At 37.6% G+C, this 23,226-nt stretch carries 20 protein-coding genes and 1 pseudogene; 2 read left to right on the top strand and 19 right to left on the bottom strand.

Features of this window, described 5'->3' with window-relative positions; genetic code table 11:
* Positions 1-30: 30 nt before the first annotated feature.
* The 7 genes from H6G25_RS09365 to H6G25_RS09335 all read right to left on the bottom strand — a co-directional run bounded on the left by H6G25_RS09365 (position 31) and on the right by H6G25_RS09335 (position 8,313).
* A complete protein-coding gene (locus H6G25_RS09365; protein ID WP_190392240.1) occupies positions 31-999 on the bottom strand; it encodes an aminotransferase class IV in 969 nt (322 codons plus the stop codon).
* Between the two features lie 56 nt (positions 1,000-1,055).
* On the bottom strand, positions 1,056-1,847 hold the full coding sequence (locus tag H6G25_RS09360) for a TauD/TfdA family dioxygenase (protein WP_190392239.1): 792 nt from the start codon (positions 1,845-1,847) through the stop codon (positions 1,056-1,058).
* Between the two features lie 28 nt (positions 1,848-1,875).
* Positions 1,876-3,114: an aminomethyl transferase family protein gene (locus H6G25_RS09355; RefSeq protein WP_190392238.1), complete on the bottom strand. Its 1,239-nt coding sequence runs from the start codon at positions 3,112-3,114 to the stop codon at positions 1,876-1,878.
* 961 nt (positions 3,115-4,075) lie between these two features.
* Entirely contained in the window at positions 4,076-5,518 is a 1,443-nt protein-coding gene (gltX, locus tag H6G25_RS09350) for a glutamate--tRNA ligase (RefSeq protein ID WP_190392237.1), read from the bottom strand.
* A 323-nt stretch (positions 5,519-5,841) separates the two neighbouring features.
* Entirely contained in the window at positions 5,842-6,777 is a 936-nt protein-coding gene (locus H6G25_RS09345; protein ID WP_190392236.1) for an alpha/beta hydrolase, read from the bottom strand.
* Between the two features lie 19 nt (positions 6,778-6,796).
* Positions 6,797-7,300, bottom strand: coding sequence for a DUF4112 domain-containing protein (locus tag H6G25_RS09340; RefSeq protein ID WP_190392235.1), 504 nt, complete (start codon positions 7,298-7,300; stop codon positions 6,797-6,799).
* A 143-nt stretch (positions 7,301-7,443) separates the two neighbouring features.
* Positions 7,444-8,313 carry a YihY/virulence factor BrkB family protein gene (locus H6G25_RS09335; protein ID WP_190392234.1) on the bottom strand — a complete coding sequence of 290 codons (870 nt, stop codon included), beginning with the start codon at positions 8,311-8,313 and terminating at the stop codon, positions 7,444-7,446.
* A gap of 256 nt (positions 8,314-8,569) precedes the next feature.
* On the opposite strand from H6G25_RS09335, the gene H6G25_RS09330 reads away from it, so the two are divergent.
* Positions 8,570-9,154: a Uma2 family endonuclease gene (locus H6G25_RS09330; protein WP_190392233.1), complete on the top strand. Its 585-nt coding sequence runs from the start codon at positions 8,570-8,572 to the stop codon at positions 9,152-9,154.
* Positions 9,155-9,400: 246 nt separating this feature from the next.
* On the opposite strand, the gene thrC is transcribed toward H6G25_RS09330, so the two are convergent.
* Entirely contained in the window at positions 9,401-10,492 is a 1,092-nt protein-coding gene (thrC, locus tag H6G25_RS09325) for a threonine synthase (protein ID WP_190392232.1), read from the bottom strand.
* 250 nt (positions 10,493-10,742) lie between these two features.
* Between thrC and H6G25_RS09320 the strand changes: the two genes are divergently transcribed.
* A complete protein-coding gene (locus H6G25_RS09320) occupies positions 10,743-10,946 on the top strand; it encodes a hypothetical protein (RefSeq protein ID WP_242034917.1) in 204 nt (67 codons plus the stop codon).
* 828 nt (positions 10,947-11,774) lie between these two features.
* Here H6G25_RS09320 and H6G25_RS09315 read toward each other — a convergent pair.
* From H6G25_RS09315 to H6G25_RS09265, 11 genes and pseudogenes are all read right to left on the bottom strand, one after another.
* A complete protein-coding gene (locus H6G25_RS09315) occupies positions 11,775-12,824 on the bottom strand; it encodes an agmatinase family protein (protein ID WP_190392230.1) in 1,050 nt (349 codons plus the stop codon).
* Between the two features lie 8 nt (positions 12,825-12,832).
* On the bottom strand, positions 12,833-14,278 hold the full coding sequence (locus H6G25_RS09310; protein ID WP_242034916.1) for an NAD(P)/FAD-dependent oxidoreductase: 1,446 nt from the start codon (positions 14,276-14,278) through the stop codon (positions 12,833-12,835).
* A 67-nt stretch (positions 14,279-14,345) separates the two neighbouring features.
* Positions 14,346-15,245, bottom strand: a complete 900-nt coding sequence (prmA, locus tag H6G25_RS09305) for a 50S ribosomal protein L11 methyltransferase (protein ID WP_190392229.1) — start codon at positions 15,243-15,245, stop codon at positions 14,346-14,348.
* A gap of 496 nt (positions 15,246-15,741) precedes the next feature.
* On the bottom strand, positions 15,742-17,322 hold the full coding sequence (gene serA, locus H6G25_RS09300; protein WP_028088863.1) for a phosphoglycerate dehydrogenase: 1,581 nt from the start codon (positions 17,320-17,322) through the stop codon (positions 15,742-15,744).
* A gap of 349 nt (positions 17,323-17,671) precedes the next feature.
* Entirely contained in the window at positions 17,672-19,399 is a 1,728-nt protein-coding gene (menD, locus tag H6G25_RS09295; RefSeq protein WP_190392228.1) for a 2-succinyl-5-enolpyruvyl-6-hydroxy-3-cyclohexene-1-carboxylic-acid synthase, read from the bottom strand.
* 101 nt (positions 19,400-19,500) lie between these two features.
* Positions 19,501-19,599 (bottom strand): annotated as a pseudogene (locus tag H6G25_RS09290) (element excision factor XisH family protein); the annotation flags it as partial.
* 203 nt (positions 19,600-19,802) lie between these two features.
* A complete protein-coding gene (locus H6G25_RS09285) occupies positions 19,803-21,752 on the bottom strand; it encodes an ATP-binding protein (RefSeq protein ID WP_190392227.1) in 1,950 nt (649 codons plus the stop codon).
* 108 nt (positions 21,753-21,860) lie between these two features.
* Entirely contained in the window at positions 21,861-22,061 is a 201-nt protein-coding gene (locus tag H6G25_RS09280) for a hypothetical protein (protein WP_190392226.1), read from the bottom strand.
* A 64-nt stretch (positions 22,062-22,125) separates the two neighbouring features.
* Positions 22,126-22,470 (bottom strand): XisI protein, encoded by a 345-nt coding sequence (locus H6G25_RS09275; protein WP_190392225.1) that lies wholly within the window; start codon positions 22,468-22,470, stop codon positions 22,126-22,128.
* Between the two features lie 7 nt (positions 22,471-22,477).
* Positions 22,478-22,882 carry a PIN domain-containing protein gene (locus H6G25_RS09270; RefSeq protein ID WP_190392224.1) on the bottom strand — a complete coding sequence of 135 codons (405 nt, stop codon included), beginning with the start codon at positions 22,880-22,882 and terminating at the stop codon, positions 22,478-22,480.
* The gene (locus tag H6G25_RS09265; protein ID WP_190392223.1) at positions 22,872-23,087 is read right to left on the bottom strand and encodes a hypothetical protein; all 216 of its coding nucleotides are present in this window, start codon (positions 23,085-23,087) and stop codon (positions 22,872-22,874) included. The genes H6G25_RS09270 and H6G25_RS09265 overlap by 11 nt, the downstream gene beginning before the upstream one ends.
* Positions 23,088-23,226 lie beyond the last annotated feature (139 nt).

Raw genomic sequence — 23,226 nt, 5'->3', positions numbered from 1 at the left:
ACTGTTGAACCGATGCGGATTCAGCGCACCCTAATGGCTTAGAAGCGTGGGGGTATGACTAGGGAAATACTGCACAAAATCATCATCAATTGGCGATCTTAGTCCAGTACACATCTGGATATAGGCCTTTCGCAAAGCATTACTGATAGGTGCATCACTATGCCTTGGCTGATGTCCGTCAATAGACGACACTACACGCACTTCTTCCCATGTGCCACAAATAAAGACCTCATCTGCTGTATAAAGCTCAGATCGGGTAATTGAACATTCAACCACCTTCAGACCAAACTCCTGTTGAGCGAGGCTAATTATGGTGCGTCTGGTCAGGCTGTCTAGCAACCCTTCCGAAAGTGCAGGTGTATACAAACATCCTTGCCGCACTAGGAAAACCGATGCTTCAGCGCTCTCCGTAACCATACCTTGAGCATTTAGTAGCAATGCTTGATCGGCTCCGCGTTGCTTCGCTTCCACACGCGCTAAACGAAAAGCTGCATAGGCCGGACCCGTTTTAACAATTGCTGGGAGCGACAAATCCGACTGGCGCTGCCAAGTACTCACAATACAGGTAATGGGCTGTTCTGAACGCGGACCAATTGGTAGACAGGAAATGAATGCACCTGTAGGCGCTAATTTTTGCTGCGAGGCTTTCGGATCGGCTACGTCTGGATACAGGTAGGAGAGTCCCGAATCAATGAACAAGGTCAGCCGCAGGTAGAAATCTTCTCGTAGGCTTGTTGCCTTGAGCAAATCATCAATACCTTGAGGCATCTGATCAATGAGTCCCTCATCTGGAATATACATCAGATCAGCCGCAGACTTTAAACGCTCAATATGTCCCTTTAAACTGATGACAGCAAATCTATTGCTCTCAGCCTGCCAATAAGCACGGGCACCATCATAGACGTTAACTCCACGCAGTGTAGTAACTGGTACCTGAGCAGCCTCCCAAGGCATCACTTCGCCTTTCCACCACACAAGGGGAGAACGAGCTTCAATCAAAATAGAACCTCCTTAACAGACCTATTCATTACTAAACTTTGAAACCAACTAGACTTTTAAACAGTTACTGCGTTGATTTTCGTATTGACTTCTGTATTACTTGTCTTGTCAATGACTGCTCCGATCTGAACGCGACGTAGATGACGGCGCAGATCTTGGAAGCCACTGCGACCGTGAAGCATTCTCCAGTTATCGAAGACGAGCATATCGTTACGTTCATAGCGAATGGCCACATGCTCCTGATCAAACAGAAACTGCCAGCGCCGGAGCAAGTCTGCAACTGAATCACCATCGCTATGCACTAGATTTTTGCACGAAAATCGAACAATCCTGTCTCCACCAAATCTTTCTATCACGGGATGCTGGGAACAAATCCCAAGTCCTGATCCATGAGGATTTTCCCAATCAAATTTAACCTCCTCAAGCCGTTCCCGTTCAGAATCAGGAAGTTGATCAATCCAGGGAAAGGTATCTGCAACTGTCGTTTCCCCCCCTTCTCCGAAAGCGGGATGGATGCACCACAATGACAGGTAGCGAGGTGGTAAACCCTGAAAGTCAAAGCATTCAGTATGGGGTGCGAAAGTTCTGTTACTACCGGGATAGTACACATTGTTTTTGTTATCCGGTTCAGGTCTAATATCCCAAGTAGTGGCACCATTGATATGAGGAATGAGGGAACCTAATCGCTGGCAAAATAATACATGATCAAAATCATCTAGGACATTAGTTAGTAATACATAGCCGTGTGTGGTTAGCAGGTCGCGCAAGTTTGCTTCTAATTGCTCCACTGGAATAGCCATGCCGTTGAGGTCTGTTTGGGACAAAACGCTTACAGGCGATCGATTCATCTGAAACCTTAATTCAATAAAAATTGCTTTATTCCCTACCGTTAAATGGAACCGAACACACATCCCAATTCGTTCCATCTATCAGAACCTTGCTACCGACAGAACAGTTTGGAGACAGATGAGCAAATCCAAGAACCCGCTTCTCGCGCACAGAGAAGGCTGCTGAGGTAATGTAACCCGCGAACTCTCCTAACCTAGTAAATACCTCACTTCCAATGAGGGGCGGTTCAACCGTATCGTCAACTGCACGTACGCCAGCCAGCCAAGTTTTATTGGGACTCCGCTCCTGAGTCAGGGCTGCTCGTCCTATGTATTCCCTTCCATCGTCAATCTTCGGAACCATCCAGCCAGCATCAATCTCATACAGCGTAGTTCCCATGTGCATGTCCACTGGAAAGAGTGTGAACAAGATGGAACGACACTCCATTCGATAAATACTCAATAACTCCCAACCACATGGAACAATGGCTGGGCGGTCCACAACTAGCTGTTTCCAAACCTCTGCAAGTACGTCGGAGGCTGCCCAGACTTCATACCCGATGATACTTTTCAAAATGCGTGCTTCTCCACCGACCAAGGTTTTTACCTTGCACGACTGGAAGCTAGATAGCTCAGTAATCTGATCTCGGCTGCTTTCTTGGACAAGGCTTTGAACCGCAGCAAGCCGTTGCGGACCTTTGATATTAAAGCTGAGTACATCACTGGGTTGAATGATAACATCATCGAATTTCTTCGCCATTAAAGCGAGCCATCCGGGTGGCTTGCCACCACCACACGACATGACAAACTCATTGAGTCCTGTTCTGATAACAACTGCTTCCTCATCCACCGTTCCCACTGGAGTCGTGAATACTATAAACTTGGCTCCATTAACAGGCAAATCAGAAACTGTTCGGGGAGAGAGCATATCTAGTAAGGCTGCGGCATCAGACCCAGAGACCCGAATATAGCACATTGCAGCGGCAATGAACGCGCCAGCACCAGTGGTTACGGCTTTGTATTGATCGGCTAAGGAAACACCACGCCAGCCCCAAACACCAATCACATTGTCTCCCAGGACAGCCCACTTTGTGACACTACCTAGTAATTCTTCACTGAGCTTAAAAATATTGCCTGGATCAACACGGCGTAGTCGAAGTGCGTCTTGAGCTTTTGCCAGTTCAGTGGAACTTAACGTTGCCCACACCATCCCAGGTTGGGACAGTGGGTTGCGGATTTCAAGACTCCACTCGCGCGATGCCAAGTATTTATCGCGTATTGTTAACATTGAGTGGCTTTCCTGGTATAAACACGTTTAACGATGATTTTCAAACATTATAGGCTATGTTTGTGATTATTTGAAAATATCATACATCATACAAATCCAGCAATTCTCATTTTGAAAACAAAAGAAAATAAATGTTTACATAGAGAAATTCTGTCTAACCCGGATTTCTCACAAGCGAAAAAAATCTTTCATAAAGAGTAAAACAAAGGAAGTTTATTTGCTACATAAATAGCAAAGATGAAAAAAGGACATCTCCTAAGTATATTTTTGAGAAACTTAGTTAAATATCAAGAGCTATTCAGGTCATCTATACTGATATAAATAATTGTTCTAATTCCATTGTCTATTTTTCCTTGCTCAAACAACTACTTTATTCTTAGATCTTTGGTGCAATCTTGAGTATGATTAGTAACGTTATTTAATTGTTTTTCAGAAAAATTTACAATTTACAGCACTTCCCGATGTTATGAGGTACAAGAACCCCACCCCCAACCCCCTCCAATATCAAAAGTTTATCCTTTTCTTCCCCCCGCAGCGGGGGGACTGAGGGGGGTGCGAGGAGGGGGCTTAAGATGTACCTCATAAGAGCGGAAACCCCTGTATATTATTTATTCCCGATCAATTGTCAATAACCGAAAATTATTGACAACCGCTAAAAATTTATTTAATCCTGAAACTCTTTCCAGTCAACACTTGTAAGTTATTATCTTACGTCGAACTCAGGTTGCAAGCAGTTCGCTCTTTCGGTACACAAACCCTAAATCTAGTCAGATTAGTAGTTCTGTTATATAAAAGACTTGAGTACCACAGGGAGAATTTCAAATTCCAGAAAATTCTTGCTACCTTGTCCATTTTTTGTAGGTCGGGTTAAGGCTGATGCCTCCGGCGAGCGCAGGGATAGGCCACACGTTGTGAACGTACCTCAACCCAACCTTGTATCTTAGAGGTATGTTAGAGGTAATTAATTATTGCTAATTGCTTGATTCAAGCGGGATCTATCTAAACCAATCTGATTTAATAGTAACCAAGATTGAATTAAATCTGGTCCATGTACGTCCCCGGTTAAAGCTGCTCTAAGCGATCGCATCACTAAGCCCTTTTTCACATTTTCCGATTTCACAACTTGCTTAATTATACCTTGGGCTATATCTGCTGATAAATTTGGCTGACTCTCTAAAGCTGTAATAATTGCTTGTAGTACAATTTTAACACCCTCCTGCTGTAGTTGTTGACTGCCTTCTTCAGTTAATTCTACACCATCAGTAAAAAATACCTTGGCCATTTCCACAGCATCTACCAACCGAGTCAAACTAGCAGCAATTAACCCCGTTAGTGATTCTAACCAAGAACGTTCTCTACCACCGTTAAATTGATAACCAGCTTTTTCCCAGAAGGGCATAAGTAAATCTGTCAGTTCCCCCACTGGCTTATGATGGAGATATTGGCTATTTAACCAGTCCAATTTATCCCAGTCAAATTTAGCACCAGCCTTATTCACTCGATCAAAGCCAAAATCCTGAGCCGCTGATTCCAAATCAAAGATTTCCTGCGTGGAATCCCCTGGCGACCATCCTAGTAAAGTCATATAATTTACTAAAGCTTCCGCCGTAAAACCCAGATCCTGAAAGTCACAAATAGAAGTTACTCCATCTCGTTTCGAGAGTTTTCGCCCTTCTTGGTTTAAAATCAAGGGTGTATGGGCAAATTCGGGAATTTTCGCCCCCAAAGCTTCATATAGTAAAATCTGTTTAGCTGTATTAGCGATATGGTCTTCACCCCGAATCACATGAGTAATTTCCATATCAATATCATCCACAACCACGACAAAATTGTACAATGGTTGACCACTACCATCACTAGAAGCGCGAGCAATGACCATATCACCACCCAAATCACTACCACGCCAACTCATTTTACCCCGTACTAAGTCATTCCAAACAATTTCCCGATCATCGGCGATTTGGAAACGAATTACAGAAGAACGTCCTTGAGCTTCAAATTCTGCCCTTTGTTCTGGAGTTAAGTACCGATGACGGTTATCATAACGAGGTGCTTCACCTTTAGCTTTTTGCGCTTCTCGTAAAGCGTCTAACTCTTCAGATGTGGTATAACAACGGTAAGCTAGTCCTTGATCTAGTAGTTTTTCAACTGCTTCTTTGTAAAGTTCTAAGCGTTGAGATTGGAAAAATGGACCTTCATCCCAATTCAATCCTAACCAGCGTAGTCCATTGAGAATATTATCTGTATATTCTGGACGCGATCGCTCTAAATCTGTATCTTCTATTCTTAAAATGAACTTGCCATCATGGTGACGGGCAAACAAATAATTAAATACAGCCGTTCTTGCTGTACCAATATGTAAATTTCCGGTAGGACTCGGAGCTATACGGACTCTGACGGTCACAGTTGATTCTCTCTTTTTACAAAGCATGATTAAACTTACTGATGTAAAACCTGTGAGTATATATGACTAACTCAGTATCTTACATTCAGCACTTTTGAACGGGACTGACAAAACCCGAAATCTTATAATAGATCACATAGGTGATTGTAACCCAATTATTTAAGTTTCTCTTCTGAGTTTATATTAAAAGCCAATTTTTAAGCTAATAGGACTTACGCACAAGTCACGGAATAATGAACCACGTTCGCGGAGCGTCCCGTCAGGGATAGGAACGAAGAGAACGAAGAAAAGAGGGTTTGAGAGATATTTTGCGTAAGTCCTGGCTAACAGAAATTAGTATCTTGTAAAAATTCTAAAATTGCTGCATTGACAACATCAGCAGCACCAGTGGAGGCATCATGATAACAATTTTGCAAAATTTGTAAACGAGAATTAGGTAGATATTGATGTAATTTTTCTCCATGACTAACAGGAAACCAACTATCTTGATCACCCCATAAAATTAAAGTTGGACATTCAATATTTTTGAGATTTTTTTGAATATTACTCAACATATTAGGCTGATTTGTGCGGAAATTCTCGATTTCTTTGGCAGCAATTTGTAATTCTTCGGCAACTTTGACCACAGTTCCAGGAATTTCAATAAATGGGTAAGTAATCCAATAAATATCTTCTTCTGTTAATAATGAGGGATCATATAATACCTTGCGTCTTTCTGTTCCCATAACTTCTCTCACTAAAGGTGCAAACCAATATGCTAGACGTAAATAATCAATTGCATGGATGATTTCTATTGGTGTTTTCGCAAGTAAATCCATAGCCCAGTGGGGTAAAGTTTCTGCAAAAATAGGGGCATTAATTACTACTAAACGTGCGATTAAATGAGGGTTAATACCAGCTAATCCGAGAGAAATTAATGCCCCTATAGATTCTGCCACAATGATAGGTGGTTCATCACATAAACCCTGAATAATTCGTTTTAATTCAATAATTTGATGTCCATTTTTTTCTCGACGAGATCCAGGCTTTTCTGAAAAACCAAACCCTTTAAAATCACAACAAATTACGCGAAAATGTTGAGATAATGGCTGAATACTAAGCCGCCAATTATAACTCCAACTGCCTAAACCATGTAATAAAATTAGGGGTTTACCCGTACCTTTTTCACCATAGGCTATTTGAATTGGATAACCTTGAGAATCGGTAATAGTGAGATTTTGCCGCCCTTGAGGAAAATTATCTTGCCACCAATCTTTCATAATTTTATGTAGGAGTAATTTAACTACCAGTGATAAGCTGCCATAATATTCTTATTAATATCACGGGGATGGATATTAAGACAATGGCAATCAGAAATAAGCCGATAATCAACAGGAAAATAAAGGAATTATTTGCTTTTTTGTTTTTGCGAGGATCTTTTAAGGCTTCTTCTAATAAAATGATATTATAATTATTAGCTTTCCAGGCAAAATCAAAGAAGTCTCCTAACATGGGAATAGAGCCAATCAAGGAATCAATAATCACATTCATGACCATCCTTCCTAATGTGGCTGTAGATAGGCCTAATTGTGCGGCTTCAATGATAATATAAAAGGAAAATATTAGTCCCAGAGCGTCACCACATAAAGGTAGTAATCCAATGATTGGATCTAAACCGATTCCCACTTGTGTTCCGGGAATGGTAATTATATTATCTAATATTTTAGTAAGTTGACGTAGACGTTTTAATCGAGGTGCATAACCATCAGATGTGATAGAAAAGTGTTCAGGAGAATTAGGCATTATTAATTATTTTTACTGACTAAGTGATCAATTTCCTTATTATCTCATTTTTCTAACTGAAATTTTTGAGATTTATTTGAGAAATATATAGTTGTTGCTTGACTGTAATTTTAAATCAGATTTTTTGTTTTAATTTTCAATGTTCAATTCTTCATCTCTTCACCAACAGTTACATTTAATTGGTATCCGACTAAAAGAATAAAAGCACTCATCCATAACCATAACATTAAGACAATAACAGCGCCCACTGCACCATAAACTTTATTATAATTACCGAAATTGCTAACATAGAGACGAAATATTGCAGAAACTATTGCCCAAAAAATAGCTGCTAAAATTGCTCCTGGTATTAGTGGTGTATTTGTTTTACATTTGCTAGGTCCATAGCGATAAACAAAAGCAAAAGCGGTTGCAACTGTAGCCAATGCTAAAGGCCAACGTAAAAATTGCCAAAGATGGGATATAAAGATTAAATAAGTATTGTTATTTACGACAATTCCCAGAAGTAAATCACTAATAAATACTAAAAAAGAAGCCAGCATTAATAATAATATAGTCCCGATTGTTAAACCAAGAGATATAAGTTTTGCTTGCCAAAAAGGACGCATTTTTTTGGGGTGAATTTGTTGAATTTGATCTAAAGCTGTCATAGCGGTATTAATTGCCCCAGAAGCTGTCCAAAGGGTAATTACAAAGCTCAGAGAAAATAAACTACTATTTTTAGAATTAGCAATTTCATGAGTAGCAAAATCACGAATTAATATCCAAGCTTCTTGGGGGACAATTTTACTCAGTTCTGTCGCTAGTTGAATAAATGTGTTTCGCAAAGATTCTGCAAATAAACCAATTGCTGTTAGTAAGGCTAGAATTGCCGGAAATAACGATAACATGGCATTAAAGGCTATTTCCGCAGCTAATCCTAACAGTCTTGTTTCCATTGTCCTCGCAAAAGTTTTTTTCAATGTGCGCCATTTTAAGTGACGAAAAAAGCTGATAAAATGAAAATTGAACATATTTAAGGGGGTTCTGGCAGAGTTTATCAGGCCTCCTCAGTGATTATACTATAAAAATCTATAATGAAGCAGGTAGTGGCAAGACTATAGCTATTCAGCGACAAAGTACCAATTTAATTCAAACTTGAGCAATAAAATCAGGCTCAAGCCCGGAAAAGTCTGACTATGGCTTTAGGTGATGTTATTGATCAATTGATCAACTATACTGCATTTTTTGTAGTAAGATGTACTAAGGGAATGGAATTATATTTATGTTATGGTTCAAATTACTCAAGCACCAGTCAATTATTTTTCCTTTGCAGATTACTATGCCTATGATGATGGTACTGGAAATCGCTATGAATTAGTGGATGGAGAATTAGTTTTAATGCCACCAGAATCAATTTTTAACTCCGATGTATCAATGCGATTATTGTTGGAATTGGCTAAAATAGTCCCTCTTTATTTATTAAAGTATAAAGAGATTATGATGGAGGTAAGTGGACGTAGGGCTAAGGTGCGAATCCCTGATTTATTAGTTTTGGGTGAAGAATGTCGCGCTGCTTTAGAAACTACGAAAAGAGGAACAATTACCCATGATATGCCATCACCATTAATAGCAATAGAGGTGGTATCACCTGGTACTGAAAATGAAGTAAGAGACTATCGTTTCAAGCGTTCTGAATATGCAGCCAGGGGAATTGCTGAATATTGGATTGTTGACCCTGTACAGAACAAAATTACAGTTTTATCTTTAGTCGAAGGCTTTTATGAAGAATGTATCTATACAGGTGATGATTTGATTAAAAGTGCAGTATTTCCAGAAATTGAGATTAAGGTCAGTGATATTCTCATTCCGTAAATTATAGCTTAAGAACGGGGTTTGAATGAAAGCAAAATCATCGCTTTTGTCTAGAATATCCTAGAATCAGCTGTACTGTATTTAATTTGTATAATTATAGCGGGCAGGATGCCCGCACCACAATATCTAGCCATATTAGGATTGTACAATTTAGCTGCTTAACAGCTTAGAATAAGCGATAGCGAAGCACTGCCCGGAAATCGCTTGTTTCAATCATTAAAACCTGTTATAAACCCTAAAATTTGCTCAAAATCCCATGGCTTCTGCAACAGCTTTTACATCTGCTGCAATACCCTGTTTAAATTGGGCATGACTGTGTTTAATAGCGGTATCTGGGTCTTTCAAACCATTACCAGTGAGAACACAAACCACAGTCGCACCAGTGGGAACTTCGTCTTTTACCTGTAACAATCCTGCCACAGAAGCCGCACTAGCGGGTTCACAGAAAATCCCTTCTGATGATGCTAATAGACGGTAAGCGTCGAGAATTTCCTCGTCAGTCACAGCCCGGAAAGTGCCTTGACTGGCTGTTTGTGCCGCAATGGCCTTATCCCAACTGGCAGGATTACCAATTCTAATGGCTGTGGCTATGGTTTCAGGATGTGTGACTGGTTGACCATTGACCAAGGGTGCAGCCCCAGCGGCTTGAAAACCCATCATTTTCGGGAGGCGATCGCATTTACCATGTTGATGGTATTGACAAAAACCCATCCAATATGCTGTAATGTTGCCGGCATTGCCCACGGGAATACATAGCCAATCGGGAGCATCACCTAAAACATCAACAACTTCAAAAGCGCCAGTTTTTTGTCCTTCTAAACGGTAAGGATTGACAGAATTTACTAAAGTTATGGGATATTGATCCGCCATTTCCCGGACAATTTCTAGAGCGCGGTCAAAATTGCCTTGAATTGCTAAGACTTCTGCCCCATACAGTAACGCTTGTGCCAACTTTCCTAAAGCCACGTAGCCATCGGGAATTAACACAAAGGGGCGCATACCACCTCTTCTAGCATAGGCAGCGGCAGCGGCGGAGGTATTACCAGTGCTGGCACAAATTACAGCCTTAGCGCCCGCTTCTGCTGCTTTAGAAATTGCCATTGTCATCCCCCGGTCTTTGAAGCTACCAGTGGGGTTAAGACCATCATATTTGACATACACCTTGACCTGTCTGCCAATACGTTCGGCGATGGCTGGCACGGGAATCAAAGGTGTGTTACCTTCCAAGAGAGTTACCACGGGGGTTTTTTCGCTGACAGGCAAGTATTGACGATAGGCTTCTATCAGCCCTGGCCAAGGTTGGCAATGAGATTTAGCAGCAGACAGGCTCAAAGTCACGGGATTCAAAATTTATTAATTAAGGATTTGGGATTGGGAATGCCTTTGGTACAAGTATCCCACTTTTCGAGTCTATATGTTAGTTAGTTCGGGAACACCGTCATGATCATAATCATGTCATATAAGTCCCTTATTACTACATCTGTAACTTATTAGAGTATATGATGAAAACTATATAATATAATATTATTGTAAAGCTTGAGATTAGTGTATTATAGTATTATCTGTAATGGTGTGAGTTAAGTTTGTAATGCCAACAACTATGTCTACTATGTCATCCAGTGTTTCCGAATGCGAATCCCACGTTAACTTAGTCAAGAAGTTAACTAAAGCTTACTATCAAGACGATCAGCAAGTCAAGTTCATGAACTTACAAGCAGAGATAGATTCTCTTTTAGAGAAACTACAAAGTCTTAAAAGCGAAAAAGTGGAAGCTCCTAGCGACAAAGAATAAATCTAAAGCACCTGTCAACCATTTAAGTCTCTGATGAGTCTGTTACCTAAGTTCCAGTCCATAGCGGTGTTTTTTATACCATTGACACCGGATATTGGTCATCGGTAAGTTGAGCGATAGCTATTAGCTTCTAATGGTTTGGACAGGCAAAATCACCATCAAATCTACTTACCATACTTAGATAAAATGCGCTGTCGGTTTTGTTTCAAATCACCAATAAAGAGCAATTAATTTATCGCGTTTGGTTAAAGCGTAAAAGCTTGCTGAGGGATAACCGCTCCCATGCTCCCATTAAAATAAGAAGTAAATGTCTGGATTTGTCTAGGATTTACAGCATTTCCCCGTGTTATGAGGTACAGATATTCATAATACAATTCTTGCGGTGCGGACATCTTGCCCACTAGGACTGTAAGTCAGATGGCTACGCCACGCGGGCTATCAAATTAAATCCGCTGTATATAGCATAAAATGAGCCTTGACGCTCCCCGCCCTATAGAGGGGGGGGATTCTTGCTGTAATGAGCAACCTTGTCCAATTGAAATTCATAAGGTATAGTTTTAAATTACCCGCGAATGCAGTTTTTGCATACTACTTATTGAAGTGCGGAATGTGGGTTATAAAAAAAGGTCTGGTCGAGAACCAAACCTTGACTTAAATCCAGTGCATAACAACATCCCGAATCAATTTAACACTTTTGATATATTTCTAGTATCTTCCTATGGTATGTGTACAAATATCCTAAAATCTGATAATCAACCATTTCCATAGCCAAAAATAAAGGACAAAATTAGCCCCGTCTGCAAATGCCAAAATGCCAAATCATGATTGTTAGTTTTTAACTTTCATCTGTGACAGATCTAAAAAATTCGCTAATTTATAGACTATTCGCGCACCAACATTACCATCCCATTCAGCATTACCAACTTCGCAAACATCAAAACCAATAATTTCCCTACCAGTATTCACTACTTCTTGGAATAGACAATAAACTTGTTCTAATTCCAGTCCTCCGGGAACGGGAGTACCCGTATGGGGGCAAAGTTTAGGATCTAAACCATCAACATCAAAACTAATATAAACTTTTTCTGGTAAATGACTGATAATTTCTCGACATAAATCTAGCCAATTTCTACCAGAGTATAATTGTTGTTTGATTACTGGATCATAGTAAGCAATAATGCGCTGATTGGATTGATTAATCATCTCTACTTCATCATCACAAATATCCCGTAAACCCACTTGGACTAACTTGGAAATTTGTGGTATTTTCATGGCATTAAACATAATGGAAGCATGGGAAAATTCAAAACCTTCATAGGCATTTCTTAAATCCGCATGGGCATCAATATGTAAAATTCCCCAGTCATCATATTGAGTAGCTAAGGCTTGAAAATAACCTAAAGGAACGCTATGATCACCACCAATAACAGCGACTTTTTTACCTAAATTTAAAGCTTTTTGACATTCTTTAAATAACCATTCATTAATTTGTTGACAACCATGATTAACAGTAACAAGAGTATCTTTTAAACTTTGAGAATCAGATATTTTTAGACCTTGTGCTAGACTTTTGATAATTGTTGCTGCTTGGCTACGATAGTATTCATTTTTTTCTAACATTTCTGCGGTATGTCTTTCCAGAAAGATACCTTGTTGCCAACCTTGGGGATGATCAAAATCAAATAAGTCTATTTGTAAAGAAGCGTCAGCAATTCTTTGTGGTCCTTGTGCTGTACCTTGATGATAGGAAACAGTGACTTCCCAGGGAACAGAAAAAATGATTAATTTAGCTGATTCATAGTTAAATGGTAAACCGAGAAAGTTACCATTTTCTTCAGCGATATCATTGGGATTATATGCTTGTAGTGGGTTATTCATTGATTAAATTACAAATTTGCAAAATTACGACTATAGACCTTTTGGTTATGATCTTGCCATGCTTGAAGTGATGAATGAGGTAATTCGGTTAATGTTGCCGATTGGATATATTCCATAAATGGACGACGTAAATGTTCATAATTTGCGAAGGCTTCAGCTATAATTGACAAATTATCCCAATCATTATTTTGACCAATTTTAGCGATCAGCCTGGTAATTGTTAATGCGTCTTCTAAGCCTTGATTTGCCCCTTGAGCCATGAAAGGAGGCATTCCATGGGCAGCATCACCAATTAAGACAATTCGCTGTTGATTCCAGGTTGGTTCTATGGTAGTATCATTAAACTTATTAATAACAGGATGAATGTAGTAAGCACGCTGACTCATATTGGCAGAAGGAGAGAGATTTACTAATTGTTGGAGACAATCAGGAAAGCCAGCTTTTTCTATTTCTTGTCGAGCTAAATTTATTAAATCAGTTTCCACTTTTCCTGCTAAGGATTCTAGAGGTATAGGTAAATGGATAATATATCTAAATTGACCATTTCTAAAGAATAAAATCATCCTGAGATGATTATGACAATTAGAATTTCTAGATGTTTGATCATTTTTAATGGTGACAAGTGCTGAATTTTCTAAAAATCTGGATTCTATTTCTGTTTGTATTGCTTCTGGGATGTTAGTTATGCCAGAACAATATATACCTGCAAATCCAGAATATTCAGGTTTAGCAAAAGGTGTATTAGGAGTATTTTGGTAAATTATTTGCCGAACAGTAGAGTTAATTCCATCTGCACCAATAATTAATTTAGCGCGGAAAGATGTTGTTGCTAATGTGGGAGAAATGGTATCTAGATTTTGTTGTGAATTTTCATCAGGGTTTTGATTTTCTGCCCAATGAGCATAGGGATTGGCTGCACTACTGATATCAGAAACACAATCTATCCGTACACAGTTGAGTTCTGGCTCATCTATGACATTAATACAACGGTGATTAGCTTTTACCCGTTCTGGGGGTAAAAGGTTTCTGAGGATGGTTTGTAATTCATACCAAGCTATTGATACTCGTCCTTCACCATATTCTTGAAACCAGTTATCAAAACCGAGAGGAATTGACAAAATTAATTGTCCTTGAAGATTTTTGATAGACCATACAGAAGGATTTCCAGAGGAATTTTGCTGATTAGATAACGTGGTTTGTGTTACGGACGTATAAGCATTAACACTTAAACATTTGAGGGCTTTTAATCCATTAGGAAGAAGGTCTATTATTTGCCCAACTTGACGAAAGCTACGAGTTTGATCAATGACTAATATATTTTCGATACCGCGCTGGTATAGACCAATGGCAGTTGCTAAACCAATAGGTCCAGCGCCAACTATGACTACATCATAGATTTCTTCAGGTTTCAATTTATCTTGATAGTTTAATACCATAACATGAGGAATTGTCAAAAACTTCTGGGGTTATTTGTGGCAATTATTGTCAAACTAATTATATCTAACTTGTACCTGCAAAAAATTAAGAACGACGGGCATTTAAACAACACCATTCTTTTTTCTCCCGGATAGTAGTCACAGTCCAACCATTTTGTTCTAAGGCGTGAGCAACAGCCTTTGATTGTCCTATTAGAATACCACTAAATATACCCCAAGTGCTAGATTTAGTAATTGCGGTCATTTCTGGGAGTAATTGAATAATGACATCGGCTAAAATGTTGCAAACAATACCATCTACTGGTTGATCAATTGTTTTCCTAACCGTGTCTACACTACCTTCTAGGGGAATTAAACAATCTGGAGGGATATGATTCAGAGTGCAATTACTAAAAGTAGATTTTACTGCTAAGGGATCATTATCAACGGCATAGACTTTAGTAGCACCTAGTAATATTGCCCCAACACCTAGAATACCTGAACCACAACCAATATCGGCAATGGTCGAGGGTTTTTGGTTCTCTGTTATGTTAGAAAAGTGCATTTCTAGGGATTCTAAACATAATTGAGTGGTAGCGTGATTACCTGTACCAAAGGCTACACCAGGATCAAGGAGTATGATTAAGCGGTCTGTAGTAGTGGGTAAAGGTAGCCAAGCGGGATTAATCAAGAAGCGATCGCCTATTTCCTCTGGTTGCCAATGTTGTTTCCAACTACTGGACCAGTCTTCTTCATCAATTAAGTGCCAATTTAGCACAGGAGGGGGGAATCCTACAGATATAGCATCTTCACCCAAGGATGATGATAATTCTTGCAAATCTGGTAATTCTGCTTGAAAACTGGGCAAATAAGCCTTAACCAATAAGTTATGGTCTTTAATTTCCACTGCTGTACCACGAGTGCCAAACTTTTCTAATCGCCAATATATAGTATCTTCTAAATCTGGGTTAGATATAATATTGATTTCCCACCAAGTATTTGCCATAGAATTTGAGATTAAGTAGGTTGGTGTTAAAAATTGTCGTTATGACAAGGGAACAGGGAACAGGGAACTCTTAACTGGGAACAGGGAACTCTTAACTGGGAACAGGGAACAGGGAACTCTTAACTGGGAACAGGGAACTCTTAACTGGGAACAGGGAACTCTTAACTGGGAACAGGGAACAGAGAAGGGGTTTTGGGCCACTTTACTTTTCGTTACTTGTGTCGGTTTTTTCCGTTCACCTACTTAGTAATAGGTAATGGTGCAAAAACAAACCAAACCATCAGAATATAGCATTTTCTAGTCCACTGAAGTAGATTCATAGCTGGGTTTATCTGCGGTTAAATTGCTCATTTTATTTTTGAACATGGAAAGTTTTAAATTCCCGACTTCTGAAAAGAAGTCGGGATCTTATTGTTAGATAATTAAAATGATATTCTAATTATCAAATTACTTAATCATCCTCATCTCATAAATCAAAAAAAATCACAGTCTAGAATTAAAGTGTCACTGTATAAGCGTCCCTAATGCCCGATACTTTCTTAATTTCTTCTAAAATGCCTTCAGGTAGAGGATCATCAATGCTCAAAGCCATCACAGCATCACCACGAACGATTTTTCTACCGACCTGCATACTAGCAATATTGACATTAAAACTGCCCAGAAGAGAACCGAGTTTACCAATGATACCTGGTACATCACGGTGGAGAGTAAACAACATATATTTACTGGGGGGGACATTAATAGGAAATCCGTCAATGTCAGTTAGGTGAATTTCCTTATCACCCAATAAAGCACCAGTTACAGAATGTGTACCTAAAGTACCTGTAGCTTGTAAGTGCAATGACCCAGCATAGTCACGGGCTGAAGCATCTCTAGTTTCAATTACGCGAATACCTCTTTCTTTTGCTTCTATGTTAGCGTTAACATAATTTACCCGTTCGCGGAGGGCTTGGTAAAGTAGTCCTTTGAGGGCGGCTATAATCAGAGGCTGACTTTTATTAGTTGCCAAGTCTCCTTGTAGGGTAACATTAAGTGTCTCTACTCTGCCACCTGTGAGTTGACCAACTAAATTTCCCAAAGTTTCCGCTAATTCCATATAGGGTTTAAACTCTTCGAGGACATCAGGACCGAGTCCGGGAATATTCACAGCGGAACGGGCTGGTAGTCCTAATAACACATCCCGAATTTGTTCAGCCACGTCTATAGCCACGTTTACCTGGGCTTCAGCCGTAGAAGCACCGAGGTGAGGAGTAAGAATGACATTTTTACCCAAACCTAGCAAATCAGATTCACCCAAGGGTTCAGAATCAAACACATCTAAAGCAGCGCCAGCAATTGTACCCTCTTTAATAGCCACAGCTAAAGCTGCTTCGTCTATAATACCACCACGGGCGCAATTAATAATTCTGGTGGTGGGTTTCATTAAAGCCAAAGTTTTGGCGTTGATTAAATTAGCGGTTTCTGAGGTTTTAGGAATGTGCAAGGTGATATAATCAGCTTGCTGGAAGAGCAAATTTAACTCCACTAGTTGACAACCAAGTTGTTCGGCTCTTTCTGTAGAGATAAATGGATCATAGGCTAAAAGTTTCATTCCCATGGCTTTAGCTACGGAAGCAACATGAGAACCTATTTTACCTAAGCCGACAACACCGAGAGTTTTTTTGTATACTTCTGAACCAACATAACTTTTGCGGTCCCATTCACCACGTTTGACTGAGGCATTAGCATCAGGAATATGACGAGATAGGGATAACATCATAGCTAAAGCGTGTTCTGCGGCCGCAATGGTATTACCCTCTGGAGAATTGACAACGACAATACCTTTGCGAGTAGCTGCGGGGACATCAACATTATCCACTCCCACGCCAGCGCGGCCAATAATTTTTAATTTGACTCCAGCCTCTATAATATCTTGAGTGACGCGAGTTCCAGAACGAATCATCAGCGCATCATACTCACCAATGATAGCTTTCAGTTCATCGGGTTTCAACGTAGTTTTGATATCAACTGTAGCCACTTGAGAAAGAATATCAATCCCAACTTGATCAATTGGATCAGAGACAAGAACCTTAGACATAATAACTCGATTTTAGTTAACAGATTGTGCTGTACAAGATTTTTCAGTTTATACCAATTTCATGTAAAGCTGCACAGAATCATGAAATCTAAGTAGGTTGGGGTGAAAAATTGTCGTTATGACAAGGGAACAGGGAACAGGGAGCAGTTTTAACTGTCTGGATATCCTCAATTTTCCAAATCCGACAAAGAAAAATGCAATTCATTTTGAGACACCATTAGCCAAAACCTGGCACTTTTTTGTGGTAAAAATCCGTGAAACCCTTTGTTAATAAATGGTTTGAGCTTTATATGGCTAACGCCACGCTAGGCTATCAGTAAGCCCTATGTAGCTTGGATACTCGGATTTTCTAAGAAGTTGGGGATCTGATTTTAGCAAACATTTGTAAATTTTCCTTTCTCCAGATCACATCTATTTTTCTATTTGTTTTGACTTCTAAAACCCTAATTCCTGTTTTTGGTAATTGCTTTAAATGATCTGCTAATTCTTCCCAAGCAGTAATTAACTGATATTGCACATTATAAGTAGCGCATAATTGGCAGAAATCAATATTTTGGGGAGCAGCAAAAAACTCTTCAAAAGGTGGATTAAATTTAGCAATGGGTAGCATTTCAAAAATTCCCCCACCATTATTATTAATTAAGATAATCGTCAAATGTCCGATAAATTTATCACTAATTAAAAACCCATTTGTATCATGCAATAAAGATAAATCTCCGGTTAATAAAACACTACTTTGTTGTTGATGTGCGATTCCTAAAGCCGTGGAAAGTGTACCATCAATACCATTTGCACCGCGATTAAAATAAGGTTTAATTCTTAAATTATTCGGTTTCCAGAAAAATTCTACATCTCGTACAGGCATACTATTAGCAATAAATAAAGGTGTTTCTGGTGGCAGAATTTGGGAAATTAACCACGCTACTTTACTTTCGATTAATTCGTCTAGATTTTGCAAATAATCATCAATATTTTTTCTAACTTGTTTCTCTATCTTACACCATTTTTGTAAATATTCATTTTCTCCTAATTTCTCAATTTCTAATTCGCTGCTAATTTCTGTGACTGATATTCTTAAATGTCTGGTTTTTCCATGTAAAGAATCTAGATTTTGATCACAATTATCAATGATCAAACGTTCAGATTTAGTATTAATTAACCAATTTCTTAATTCTTTACTTGTAGGCATTTCTCCAATTTGAATTACCATTTCTGGTGTTAATTCTTTGGCAAGTTTTTCATTTCTGAGGATGATATCATAGGTAGAAATTAAATAGGGATTTAAGTCTGCATAATTTCTCACTGGAGAAAGTCCTTCAGCTAAAACAGGCCATTGGAGAGATTGACTTAATCGTGCGATCGCTCTACAATATTGTTCAGATAGCTGTGTTTGAGCTACACCAGCGATAATAATTCCTTTTTGGTAATTTATTACTGGTAATTGATAATTAGTAATTGCTACTGGGCTGGAAGCCACTGCTGAAAAGAAATCTGACACATCTAAAGTAACGTTAGTACCATCAGGAATGGGAGCGAGCGGGTCACGGAAAGGTATATTTAAATGTACAGGACCAAAATTAGGAAATTGACAACGTTCCCAAGCGTAAATAACCGTTTGTCTGAGATAAGCTAACATTTCTAAATTTGGGGAGGGTGTAGCTAATTCCCCTTGCCAATTGGGATAATTACCGTATAATTTTACTTGGTCAATAGTTTGTCCAGAATGACAATTTCTTAATTCTGCGGGTCTATCAGTGGTTAATATCAATAAAGGAACACGACTTTCTTTAGCTTCAATTACCGCTGGATAAAAATTTGCCCCCGCAGTTCCCGAAGTACAAACTAATACTACAGGTTTTCCTGTCGCTTTTGCTCGTCCCAACGCAAAAAAAGCCGCCGAACGTTCATCTAAAATCGGCATAGCTGCAATATGCGGTATTTGTTGAGCAAAAGCCACTGTTAAAGGTGTAGAACGAGAGCCAGGACAGATTACAGCGCATTCCAAACCCAAGCGTTTAAGTGTTTCCGTTAATACATAAGACCAAATTTGATTAAGATTGTTAAAAGTAAGCTGCATTGATGATAAATTCTGGACTCTGTGGACTCTATTCATTTAACAGGAATTAGTTGCTATAGCAATGCTAAGTAACATATATTGATTATTTAACGCCAACTTATCTCTTCATACTTAATAGTATAAGGATCACGAATAATTATCCAACCATCTTTAATCAAGGCATTTTTAATTGCTTCATGGTAGGTATCCTTAGCTGACATAAAAATTAAATTCAGTAAAATTTTCATAATCTGATCATAAACTATAAACCGTCTATTTCTGACAAATTCGTTTACCAGTAACTCCTGTAACAATTCCTTTACAATAAAATAAGGAAAACAAGACATTGCATTTGTCAGAATCAGGATGTCCAGGATTTCAGGATTTTCAGGATGGGGTTATTTTTTGATAATGTATATGTGTTTTAATTTGGGTCAGTCCATTTACATTCAAAAGTTTTATCAAGTAATTTCTTTAAACTAATAACCTTGATATTTTCGTTGTGTATTTCACCTGTATTACTTTCAATGTTAATAATTTCATACCCAATATCTTTTAATTCTTCTGTTAATAAAACAAAACCAAAATAACCATAAGAATCTGTAATACGCTCTTTTTCTTCTGGTGTAATCATATCCCAACAAACTATGAAGTTAGTAACAATAAAAGGATGATTATATTCATCTGTTGGTGAAAAAGTATATTTATATTCTAATCCTCTATGGACTTTATCTTTTAAACTATTTTCCTCCAAAGGTACTGCGATACTATCAAGACCAACTCCAGAAAATGTACGTGGACGCATCCATAAATTAGAATAAGGTAAATCCAAAGTTACTAAATGAGCAAACATTGTATATAAAGCACCTACCCAATGCTCTTCACCTATTTCTGGTTGGATTATCCACTTATCTTTTAATTGTTCTATATTAGTTACTTTAAATCTGCACCTTTTCTGAACACTACTTTTTAATTTATCTAGTTTCTTTTGATATGCTTCTAATTTCTCTTCTTGATTTTCTTGAGTTAATCTTTCGATAAATTCTTTAAATATAGGAATTTTCGTTTTTGCTTGATCTAGGAAGTCTTTTACTTTTGCGATAAATAATTCATCTTTTAATATTTGTCTTGAGCTATCAGTGAGTGAGTTTCTGTTAGTTACAACGTCAAAGCTCCCATTTATAATTAATAAGTAATGTGATTGAGCTTTACTATCAGCTAATAAATTATAATCTTGCAAATAACTACTTTCAAAAATCTCATTATAAACACAGATTCTCACACCTTCTGAGGAAATAAATACTCCTCGTTGATCTGATAGTTTAATACCTGATCTTGTACTGCCTTTTCTATCTAATTCCTGATATTTCTTTAAAGCTCTTCTATTACCATCTATTGCTAAAACTATACAGTATGTTGTTTCTTCATAGGAAAAAGTTGAACAATAACGAGCATAAAAATTCCCATCATTAAGTCTTGATATTTGGGATGGAGTTTTAATTTTACTTTCTTCAGAACTATCTGGTTTTTCAAGGTAAGGATATCCAGGTTCTACTTCTTGTAAACTATATTTTATTCTTTTTTTCGACCAAAGATATAATTTGCACTCATCATTATATCCTATTGTTTTACTAAATGAATTAGCTTTGCTATGATGAAAACCTGTAACATCTGGCCTGAGTATTCTCATATCACCATGTCTTGTATTAAATTTTATATAGTTTTTTAGATATGAATATTTATTTTGTCCAAAATCATCTGAAGAGTAAAACTCAGAAAAGTTATTAACTTCTAATCCTTGAACAATGATCATTGTACCCTGTCTATTAAATTTAGATGTAAAAAAATTCTCATCTAATTCTTTAATAATATTTGCAGTTGTGGACTTTGCTGTATGGAAATTGCCTTTCACTACATCCCAAGGAGTTTGGGTAAAATCTGATGAAATATCAAAATGTTCATTTAGGTTATCTTTAGGATTATCTATTGATTTGTATCTCCAAAATAAATCTTCTTGAGAGCGTGTAATAATAGTTACTTTTTTAGAAGCAAAACACAGTTTAGAACCTTGACACTTATAACCTATTGCTTCACCTTGAATTTTGGTTGATTTTCCAATAGAAAAGAAAGCTACATAAGGAGTAATACCATTAATTTCCTGTTCTTCACTTAAACCAGTGCCATTATCAAAAAAAATAAATCCTTTTTCGGATAAAAGTGGATATATTTCAATGATTGAAGCTTTGGCATCATAGGAATTAGATATTAATTCACGAATTACTTCACAAGGATCTTTTCTATTAACAGACAGCTGGAAAAGAGTGTGAGTGTAGGATATGATCGGATATTTTGGCTGTTTTTTGTTATCTGGCATAATTTTGCTCTCTACTAATGAATTTATTCGATATGTAAACTAGATTAGGATTTTATCCAATAACCATATTCGTTGTCAATGATACTTCATAAAAATTAATACTTACACCTAAAGAAGATTCCATGAATCTTTCGCTTGAACCTTATAAATATCCTCTTCTGGATCATTCCACTCTGTAAATCCTGTTTCTGCTAATTTCATAAACTCTCTTATTTCCAAAGCCTTCCTAATTTCTGCAATTAATTCATTAATTTCTTCTACAGGAAATTGGAGAATCATGGCTTTAATTTCTTCTTTTTTTACCTTCATTATTGACAACTCCTTTTGATTATCAAAAATATTGTGTGTAACTATTATAACCTAAATATTTAACCTAAACAACAGCAAACTCTGTCAACTTCCGAGTTTCAGGATCATGAAATGCTAAAACAATATCTTCCTTTGGTACACCTTCCCTTAATAACTCAGTTGCAATACCTTCCTGGGTCCAATCTTCCTCAATGTAAATTTTCTCATTTTTAATTCTTACATAAACAGTAATCCCTCTAACTTTATGATCATTATGCCAACCTGTTTGAAACCAAAGATATTGATCTCTATGTTCATCAAAAGCTAAAATACTATCAACACCGTCAGGGTTAGGTGTTTGTGATGCTAACTGTTCATATTCAGTCAGAATTTTCTTGATCACATTGCGATATTGATTTAATTTATCCATTTGATAATTACTTCATTAATGCTTGAAAACCTGCTTGAATAAAATGCCTATCAAAAGTTAATGCTTGGGTAACTTCATATCTTTTCATCACCACAAAAGAAATACAATCAACTAAACCCCAAGATTTATCTTGATGTTTTTTATATAAACTTAATGCTTCATCAAATAAATCAGGATTTAAACGAATAACTTCAACATCATCAGATTCTAGAAAACTTTCCATCAATTCAACCGCTTGATTTTTATAGTTATTTGATAAAGTATTACCAACTTCTAAAAAAATTGCGTCAGTTGTAATCAAAGGATAATTTTCAAATTGTTCAGCAAACTGTAAAGCTGTTTGATGATATTGATCTCGTTTATTGATTAAAGCTACAATAAACAGAGTATCAACAAAAATTTTACTCCTCACTTACATCTCTCCCTAAACTAATCGCAACTTGCACAGAAAAATCTTCAGGAGCATCAATTGATATTTGCCGTAATTGAGACATTAGACTAGGCTTTTTAACTGGCTTTTCTGCACTACTTAATTGTTCAATTAGTCCATAAACTTGATTAAGTTCTTCTTGGGTTAAACCTTCTAATTTCTCTTGAATTATTTGTTTTGTCACCATAGTAACCTACCTAATGTCAACTTTACTTCTTAAATTATAAACCACAAACTGTCTATTTCTGACAAATTCGTTTACCAGTAACTCCTGTAACAATTCCCTTACAATAAAATAAAGAAAACAAGACATAGCAGGAGAAAGG

It is taken from the genome of Dolichospermum sp. FACHB-1091 (assembly GCF_014697585.1).
Lineage (GTDB): Bacteria > Cyanobacteriota > Cyanobacteriia > Cyanobacteriales > Nostocaceae > Dolichospermum.
This window is presented reverse-complemented; position numbering and strand designations above follow the sequence as displayed.